Raw genomic sequence first — 9,252 nt, forward strand, 5'->3', positions numbered from 1 at the left:
CGCTCGGAGCGCTCGCGAACACCGCGGCGTACAGCGCCGGCGCCGGCTGGCTGGAAGACGTGCGCGACTACCTCGACGGCAACCGCCGCCTGCTGGCCGCGCTGCTGGCGGAGCACGTGCCGCTCGCTCGCATGACGCTCCCGGAAGGCACCTACATCGCGCTGATCGACTTCCGTGCCTACGGCATCGAAGGCGATCTCGGGGAGTGGTTCCGCGAGCACGCCCGGGTCGCGATGACCGACGGCGCGGCATGCGGCCAGGCGGCTGTCGGCCACGCACGATTCGTGTTCGCGCTGCCGCGACCGCTTCTGCGCGAGGCGGTCGCACGCATCGGGCGTGCGCTGGACGAGCGCGCCAGCGCGTCCGACGCCGCGTAAGCGGAGCGGCCGGGTCCGCGCGTTCCCCTCAGAACCATTGCCCGCGACCGGGCCGGCCTGCAAGTGTGGACCCGCACCGTCCGGTGCCTCCGTGACATCGAAGAAGACGAGGAGTGGCAGTGAAAGCTTGGCTGTTGGACGAGGTTCGCGCAGAGTTGCGTCTTGATGAGGTCCCCCCGCCCGAACCGGGCCCCGGACAGGTGCTGGTTCGCGTCAAGGCCTCCGGACTGTGCCACAGCGACGTCGCGTACATCGAGGGCATCTTCCCCTTTCAGATCCCCTTCCCGGTGATCCTCGGCCACGAGGCGGCCGGCGTGATCGAAGGGGTAGGTGAGGGCGTGACCGGCTGGCAGATCGGCGATCGGGTGGCGGCAGTGGCCACAGCGAGTGATGCGCCCGGCATCACGCGCGACGGCGCGTACTCCGAGTTCATCCTGCTCACCGCCGACGCCCTCGTGAAGGTTCCCGAAGGCGTGGACTGGGCACAGGCGGCGGCCGCCACCGACGCCGGCAACACCGCCTACGCCGGCGTCGTCGTCATGGGCGAAGTCAAGCCTGGCGACAGGGTCGGCATCGTCGGGCTGGGCGGTCTTGGACTGACCGGCGCGGGAATCGCGCTCGCGAAGGGTGCGAGCGTCATCGCCGTCGAGCCACGGGAAGAGGTCTGGGACACCGCCCGTTCCCTCGGGATCACCGACCTGGTCAAGGACGTCTCCGAGCTGGAGGGGATGGATCTCGACCTCGTCGTCGACTTCGCCGGTTTCTCCACGACCACGGCCGGAGCCCTGAAGGCAGTGAAGTTCCGCGGCCGCGTGGTCCTCGTCGGGCTGGGGACCCCCGAGGTCACGTTCAGCGCGATGGACCTCATCCAGCGAGCGGCCGATCTGCGTGGCGCGACGCCCACGGGTGACCCCGCCCATCTCGCCGACGTCATCAGCATGATCGACTCGGGTGCGCTCACGATCGCCGCCGAGGCGATCACCTTCGATGAGATCCCCGAGGGTCTCAAGCGCCTCGCGCACGGAGGAGTCACCGGTCGATTGGTCGCCGTCCTCGAGTGACCCCCTCACGCCGACGGCCGCGTCGCCTCCTCGAGAAGCTCCAGCACGTGGCGGTACTCCCGGCCGGTCGCCCGCGTCATGCCGATCTCGCACGTGCGGTTGCACGACGCGTGCGCGTCGGCGCCGATCGCCGCGACCTCGGCCGCCTCGGCGGCCGTGGCTGAGGCGGTGAGCTCGGGGTGCAGCATGCCGCGGTCGCCCGCGAACCCGCAGCATCCCCAGGCGTCGGGCACCGTCACCGTCCCCGCGACGGCCGCGCCGACCGTCTGCAGCGCGGGGTTGAGCCCCATCTGCGTCGACGAGCAGGTCGGATGCAGCACGAGCGAATCCACGACCGGCGACACCTCGCCCAGCACCGGCAGCACCAGGCGCGCGACGAAGTCGACGGCATCCTCGGTGCGGTAGGCGAGACCGGCGTCGGAGAAGATGTGCGCGAAGCCCTCGGTGCAGCTGGCGCCGTCGCTCACGATGACGAGCTCCCCGTCGCCGGAGGCCTCGCGCACCGCCTCGACGACCCGCTTCGCCATGACGTCACGGCCGCCGGTGTAGCCCTTGGATGTCCAGGGCGTCGAGCAGCAGAGCGACTCGATCCCCTCGGGGACGATCACGCGCACGCCGGCACGCTCCACGAGCCGGGTGAACGCCTCGGTGACCCCGATGCCGTCGCCGGCGGGGCCGAACATGCTGTTGACGCAGGCCGGCAGGTACACCGCGACGGGGGTGCCCTCCCCGCCGCCCAGGCATCCGACCTTCGAGCGGCGCTGGGCCCCGCCCGGCGGCAGGTCGGCGGTGTACTTCGGCATGGTGTCGGTGCCGAGCACCGCCCGCCCGACGGTGGTCACCGCGCCGACCAGACCGGCGGGCACGGCGTCGGCCGCCGTCAGCGCAACGGAGCCGACCCGGGTCACCGGCCCCCACGCCTTCGCCGCGGCTTTCCATCCCGCTGCGAGCACCGGGTTCTGCCCCTCGCGCCGCAGCCGCTTGACGAGGGAACCGGTGTTGATCAGCACCGGGCAGGCGGTCACGCACATTCCGTCGACGGCGCACGTCTGCACGCCTTCGTAGTCGTAGTCGCGCTCGAGGCTCGCGGCGAGCGCGTGATCGCCGGCGGCCTCGGCCCGCGCCATGCCGCGACGTACGACGATGCGCTGGCGCGGGGTGAGGGTGAGGTCCTTCGACGGGCACACCGGCTCGCAGTACCCGCACTCCACGCACCGGTCGACCTCGACCTCCACCGGTTCGGGCAGCTTGAAGTCACGCAGGTGCGCCGTCGGATCGTCGTCGATGATGACGCCGGGGTTCAGGATGCCGGCGGGATCGCACAGCCGCTTGAGCTCGCGCATGACCTCGTATAGTTCGTCGCCGTACTGCCGCCGCACGTAGGGCGCCATGACCCGCCCGGTGCCGTGCTCGGCCTTGAGGTTGCCGCCGGCGCCCAGCACGAGGTCGACCATCTCGTCGGTGAACTCCGCGAACCGCGTCAGCGCCGCGTCGCCGGCGAACCGGTCGGTGAGCATGAAGTGGATGTTGCCGTCCTTGGCGTGGCCGAAGATCACGCTGTCTCGGTAGCCGTACCGCTCGAACAGCACGTGCAGCGACTCGCACGTGGGGGCAAGGGCCGGCACCGGCACGACGATGTCCTCGAGCAGCGCCGTGGTGCCGCTCGGGCGGGCGCCGGCCACCGAGGTGTAGAGGCCCTTGCGCAGCTTCCACGCGATCGCCCGCGCGGCGGCGTCGGGTGAGAACACCGCCGGCGCACGCAGCGGCGCGTCGCCGAGCACCCGGGCGCCCTGCGCGGTGAGCTCGGCCAGCTCGTCTTCGCCGGCAGCCTGGTACTCCACGAGCAGGGCGGCCTCGGTCGTCGCCTCGAACCCGAGAATCTGCGGCGGAGCGTCGGCGAAGGCCTGCCCGACCCGGATGCTCGTGGCATCCATCAGCTCGAGGGTCGCCGCCTGTGTCGCGACGAGGTCGGGCAGAGCCCGGGTGGCGTCGTCGAGGGTCGCGAACACGGCCAGCGCGGTGGCCGCCTTCGGCTGGATGGGCACGGTGCGGTAGGTCGCCTCGGCGATGAAGGCGAGGGTGCCCTCGCTGCCGATCAGCAGGTGCGTGAGCACCTGTACCGGGGAATCAAAGTCGAGGAAGGCGTTGACGCCGTATCCCATGGTGTTCTTCATGGCGAACTGGCGACGGATGGTCGCGACCGACTCCGGGTTCTCTCGCACCCGACGCTGCAGCCGGACGATGCCCTCGAACAGCGCCGGCTCCGCGGCTTTCAGCCGAGCGTCGGCGTCAGCGGCGGCGGAGTCGACGATCGTGCCCGACGGCAGCACGAAGACGAGCGACTCGAGGGTGCGGTACGTGTTCTCGGTGATGCCGCACGCCATGCCGCTGGAGTTGTTGGCCACGACGCCGCCGATCGTGCACGCCGCCTCGCTGGCCGGGTCCGGCCCGAGCCGACGGCCATGGCGCAGCAGCCGCATGTTGACCTGGCGCACCGTCGCCCCCGGCTGCACGCGCACCCGGTCTCCACCGTCGAGCACCTCGATGCGGCGGAAGCCCTGCCGCGTGTCCACGAGCAGGTCGTCGCCCGAGGCCTGACCGGACAGGCTCGTGCCCCCGGAGCGGAACGTCACCCGCGACCGGGCTGCGGCGGCCGCCGGCAGCACGCGGGCGATCTCGGCGACGTCCTCCGCCACGATCACCGCGCGCGGGGTCAGCAGGAAGTGCGAGGCGTCGCCGGCGTAGGCGACCCGGTCGATCGCGCGGGTCTTGATGCGGGCGGCCTCGGCCACCGCCTCCGCGACGACATCGGGGACGCTGCCGACGAGGGCGATGTGCCCAGAGGGTGCGACGGCGCTCACGGGGTCGGCACCATCCATGCCAGCACGGTCGACTGCAGATAGATCAGGCCCGTGAACACCACCAGCAGACCGAGGCTCCACCAGATGAGCTTACGGAAGAGGTCGCCCTCCTTGCCTGCCATGCCCGCGGCTGCCGCGGCGACGGCGAGGTTCTGCGGCGAGAGCATCTTGCCCAGCACGCCCGCGGACGAGTTCGTCGCCGCCATGAGAATGGGGTCGAGCCCGGCCTTCTCCGCGGCGGTCACCTGCAGCAGCCCGAACAGCGCGTTGGACGACGTGTCCGAGCCGGTGATGGCGACGCCGAGCCACCCGATGGCAGGCGAGAGCAGCGCGAACAGTCCGCCGCTGGCGGCGAGCGCAGCGCCCAGGCTCTGTGTCTGCCCCGACAGGTTCATGACGTACGCGAGTGCGAGCACCGCGACGACCGTGACGATCGTGAACCGAAGCTGGTGCAGAGTGTGGCCGTAGGCGGCCACGGCGTCCTTCGGGCGGATGCGGTAGGCCAGGGCGACGATGATGCCCGACAGCAGCAGCAGCGTGCCGCCCGTGCCGAAGACGTTCAGGGAGAAGGTGGTGGCCACCGGGTCGCCTGCGGCGTTGAGGATCTCCAGCCCAGGCCACGGGAACACCAGGGTGACGGCCTTGGCCAGGAACTGCTTGATCACGGGGATCTGTGCGACCGAGAACACCGCGATGATGACGACGTAGGGCATGACGGCGTTCCAGGTGAGGTTGCCACGCGAGCGCGATGCTGTGTCGATCCGCACCGCCTCGGCCACCCGCACACCGGAACCGGCGCTGGCACCGGAGCCGGAGGCGGCGCGGCTCTGGGTCGTGCCGGTCGCGGCGGCGGCGGACGCGGCCGCAACACCGGCCTCGCGGTCCTCGGCGTCGAAGACGAGCGCCTCGGACGGCTTCCAGAAGCGCAGCATGATCAGCACTGCGGCGACCGTCACGACGGATGCCACGACGTCGGTGATCTCCACGGCGATGAAGTTGGCCGTGACGAACTGGGCCACCGCGAACGCGATGCCGGCGACGAGGGCCACCGGCCAGGTCTGCCGGAGCCCGCGCTTGCCGTCGACGATGAACACGAGGATGAGCGGCACGAACAGCGCCAGGAACGGCGTCTGGCGGCCGGCCATCTGGGAGAGCAGGTGGATGTCGATCCCGGTGACACCCGACAGGGCGATGATGGGCGCCGCCATTGCGCCGAACGCGACGGGGGCGGTGTTGGCCAGCAGCGAGACGATGGCCGCTTTGAGCGGCTTCATGCCGGCGGCGATGAGCATCGCGATGGAGATGGCGACCGGGGCACCGAATCCGGCGAGGGATTCCAGCAGCGCGCCGAAGCAGAAGGCGATGAGGATCGCCAGGATGCGCTGGTCGTCACTGATGGCACGGATGCGGTCGCCGAGCACCTCGAACCACCCGGTGACCACCGTGAGGCGGTACACCCAGAGGGCATTCACGAGGATCCACAGGATCGGCACGATTCCGTACAGGGCGCCCTCGGCCGTTGCGCTGAGCGTCTGCAGGGGCGGCATCCGCCACACCAGCACCGCGAGCACGATCGACAGGACGAGCCCCACCAGCGCGGCCTTCCACGCCTTGACGCGGAAGACGCCGAGCAGTACGAACAGGGTGGCGAGCGGGATGACGGCCACCAGCGCGGAGAGCGCCAGCGAGCCGAAGACCGGATCGAGGATCTGCTGGAACACGTGCGCTCTCCTTTGAGTCGTGAGCGCGAGTCTCGCGCCGGTCGATTGGCCTATTGTTAGACAAGTAGACGCGTCAGTCAAGAGGCTTTGTCAGACGAACCGTAAACTCTCGGTGACGCCCGTGCCCGCCGGGCGCAGCAAGGAGCGACAGATGGCCTCTCGTATCGCCGTGGTCTCCGTCATCGACGCGGTCACCGACGACCTGCGCCGCCGTGTGCTCTCCGGTGAGCTCGCGCCCGACACCACGCTGGGAGAAGTCGAGGTCGCGGAGTCGTACGACGTCGCGCGTCCCACCGCCAAGGCCGCCATCGAGAACCTCGTGCGCGACCGGCTGCTGGAGCGGCGCGCGCACAAGACGGCGCGCGTCGTGCGCCTCACCCCCGAAGACGCGCGCGACATCTATCGCACGCGGGTCGTCATCGAGGCGCAGGTTCTGCGCCTCCTCGCCGCAGACCGACACGTGCCGGATGCCGCCCGCGCCGCGAACCGCGAGATCTCCGCCCTCGTGGACGCCTCCCCCCGCGACATCGTCGAGCCCGACATGCGCTTTCACCGCAGCCTCGTCGATGCGCTCGGCAGCGCACGCACCAGCGGCGTGTACGAGTCCCTGGCATCCGAAGTCGTCTTCTGCATGTCGCAGGTGCAGGGCGCGTCGCTGCTGCCGACGGAGCTGATCGCAGGCGAGCACGAGCGCATCCTGGAACTGGTCGAAGCAGGCGACGGCGAGGCTGCGGCCGAGCTGCTCGCGGTGCACGTGGGGCGCGCGCGCGAGCGCCTGGCCGAGCGGCTGGGCGGCGTGGCCGGCCCCGAAGCCGCGCTCCCCTCCACCCTCTGAGACCGCGCTGTGCTCCGGCGAGCTTTATCACGGCAGCCGACCGTTGAGTTACCGAGCCCCGATGCGGTTGGATGTTCCGCGACCGGACTGCGCGCCGCGCATCGGCAGATCGAGATGATCATCCCCAATTGGAGGCAGATGTGAGATTCATGCAGCGGCTCGGCCGATCGATCATGCTCCCGGTGGCGGTGCTTCCGGTGGCGGCGATCCTCTCGGGCATCGGTTACTGGATCACCTCGGCGGCGGGCAGCAACCTCGTCTCCGCCTTCCTGAGCGCGGCCGGCGGCGCCCTGCTCGACAACATCGCCCTGCTGTTCGCGGTCGGCGTGTCGATCGGCATGGCGACGAAGGCCGACGGCACCGCCGCCCTAGCGGGCCTGGTGTCGTGGCTCGTGGTCACGACCCTGCTCAAGCCCGAGACGGTGCTGCTGTTCACCGGGGTGGGCAACGTCAACGAGGTGGACCCGGCCTTCCTGCGCGTGCAGAACGTCTTCGTCGGCATCATCTGCGGACTCATCGGGGCATGGTGCTACGACCGGTTCAAGGACACCAAGCTCCCCGATGCGCTGTCGTTCTTCTCCGGCAAGCGCTCGGTGGCGATCGTGACCGCGGGCTTCTCGCTGGTGCTGGCGATCGTGCTGTTCTTCGTCTGGCCCTTCGTCTACGGCGGTCTCGTCGGGTTCGGCGAATGGATCGTCACCCTCGGCCCCCTCGGCGCCGGCATCTACGGGTTCTTCAACCGTCTGCTCATCCCCGTGGGTCTGCACCACGCCCTCAACTCGGTGTTCTGGTTCGACGTGGCCGGCATCAACGACCTCAACAACTTCCTCGCCGGTGAGGGCACGTACGGCGTGACCGGCCAGTACATGACCGGCTTCTTCCCGGTGATGATGTTCGGCCTCCCGGGGGCTGCGCTGGCGATGTACCTGACGGCGAAGACCACGCGCAAGAAGCTCGCCTACGGCATCCTGCTCTCGGGCGCCTTCGCCTCGTTCTTCGTCGGCGTCACCGAGCCGCTCGAGTTCGCCTTCATGTTCCTCGCCCCCGTGCTCTACCTCGTGCACGCGCTCTTCATGGGCATCTCGATGGTGATCAGCGCGATCCTGCCGGTGCGGATGGGCTTCGGATTCTCGGGCGGGTTCATCGACCTGGTGCTCAACTGGACGAACCCGATGGCCGAGAACCCGTGGCTCATCCCGGTCATGGGCGTGTTCTGGTTCCTCATCTACTTCGGCGTCTTCTACTTCTTCATCAAGCGCTTCAACCTGAAGACCCCGGGCCGTGAGGACGACGAGATCCTCGAGGAGGACACCGAGTACGACAGCCGCAGCAAGGACGACGCCTACCTCATCACCGGCGCCCGTTTCATCGACGCGCTCGGCGGCAAGGAGAACATCGTCGAACTCGACAACTGCGCGACGCGGCTGCGCATGGAGGTCGCCGACGTCAGCAAGGTCGACGACACCGCGCTCAAGCGCGCCGGTGCTGCGGGGACCATGAAGCCCGGCGGCAAGGCGGTGCAGGTCGTCTACGGACTGAACGTGCAGTTCGTGAAGGATGCCATGGAGGACCTCATCTCGGGCCGCGCGCAGGTGCCGTCCGGCGCCGCGCCCGAGCGGGCCTCGACCTCGCCCGCCGCGTCGCCGGACGCCGGCGGCACCGGCGTGCTCACCGATGCCCGCCCCACAACGCTGCGGCTGCGCCAGCCCGTCGCCGGGCGGGTCGTGCCGCTGTCGGAGGTTCCCGACCCCACCTTCGCCGACGGCCTCATGGGCCCGGGCGTCGCCGTGGAACCGACCGGCGACACCGTCATCGCACCGGCCGCCGCGACGGTGGGCGCCACCTTCGACACAGGTCACGCGATCGCGCTCGTGCTGGGCGACGGCACGGAGCTGCTCATCCACGTGGGCATCGACACCGTGTCGATGAAGGGCGACGGCTTCGAGACTCTCGTCGAGAAGGGCCAGCGCGTGAGCGAGGGCACGCCGCTGCTGCGGTTCGACCGCGCAAAGATCGCCGCCGCAGGGCACCCGACGATCACCGCGATCGTGGTGCTCAACAACGCCGGCGCCACCGTCGAGCTGCGGTAACGCGCCGACGCGTCGCCGCGTTGCGTCGCACCGCGCGAAACATCACGATCCGGCTGGGACACCACGCGACGCGCGATGTCCCAGCCGGATTGTGGTTTCTCACGGGGGCGGGGGCGGGGGCGGGCCGCGCGGGCACGGTGGGCCCGCATGCGGGTCAACTAGGCTTGTCTGCGATGTCGAACACTCGCGCTGAAGCCGCGTATCAGCGCTCGGTGGCTGCCTTCCGCAACCCGACGCTCGACCTGCTGCACGGCCGCCACGCACCGTTCGTCGTCGCCGTCCTGTCGATCGTCTTCACCGCCGACCG

At 70.1% G+C, this 9,252-nt stretch carries 5 protein-coding genes and 1 pseudogene; 4 read left to right on the forward strand and 2 right to left on the reverse strand.

All coding sequences use genetic code 11. The features are described from left to right. Positions 1–377, forward strand: a pseudogene (locus tag NQ160_RS13025) (MalY/PatB family protein); the annotation flags it as partial. 119 nt (positions 378–496) lie between these two features. Beyond that, positions 497–1,438, forward strand: coding sequence for an alcohol dehydrogenase catalytic domain-containing protein (locus NQ160_RS13030; protein WP_257515653.1), 942 nt, complete (start codon positions 497–499; stop codon positions 1,436–1,438). A gap of 5 nt (positions 1,439–1,443) precedes the next feature. On the opposite strand, the gene NQ160_RS13035 is transcribed toward NQ160_RS13030, so the two are convergent. Both NQ160_RS13035 and NQ160_RS13040 read right to left on the reverse strand, forming a co-directional pair. Beyond that, the gene (locus NQ160_RS13035; RefSeq protein ID WP_257515654.1) at positions 1,444–4,317 is read right to left on the reverse strand and encodes an FAD-binding and (Fe-S)-binding domain-containing protein; all 2,874 of its coding nucleotides are present in this window, start codon (positions 4,315–4,317) and stop codon (positions 1,444–1,446) included. Then, complete coding sequence (locus NQ160_RS13040; protein WP_257515655.1) at positions 4,296–6,020, reverse strand: L-lactate permease; 1,725 nt, start codon at positions 6,018–6,020, stop codon at positions 4,296–4,298. The genes NQ160_RS13035 and NQ160_RS13040 overlap by 22 nt, the downstream gene beginning before the upstream one ends. 151 nt (positions 6,021–6,171) lie before the next feature. Here NQ160_RS13040 and NQ160_RS13045 point away from each other — a divergent pair, with 151 nt between their 5' ends. Continuing rightward, positions 6,172–6,855 (forward strand): GntR family transcriptional regulator, encoded by a 684-nt coding sequence (locus NQ160_RS13045; RefSeq protein ID WP_257515656.1) that lies wholly within the window; start codon positions 6,172–6,174, stop codon positions 6,853–6,855. A gap of 140 nt (positions 6,856–6,995) precedes the next feature. Further along, positions 6,996–8,945 (forward strand): N-acetylglucosamine-specific PTS transporter subunit IIBC, encoded by a 1,950-nt coding sequence (gene nagE / locus NQ160_RS13050; protein WP_257515657.1) that lies wholly within the window; start codon positions 6,996–6,998, stop codon positions 8,943–8,945. The last annotated feature ends 307 nt before the right edge of the window (positions 8,946–9,252 follow it).

The sequence above is a fragment of the Microbacterium sp. zg.Y909 genome (assembly GCF_024626565.1).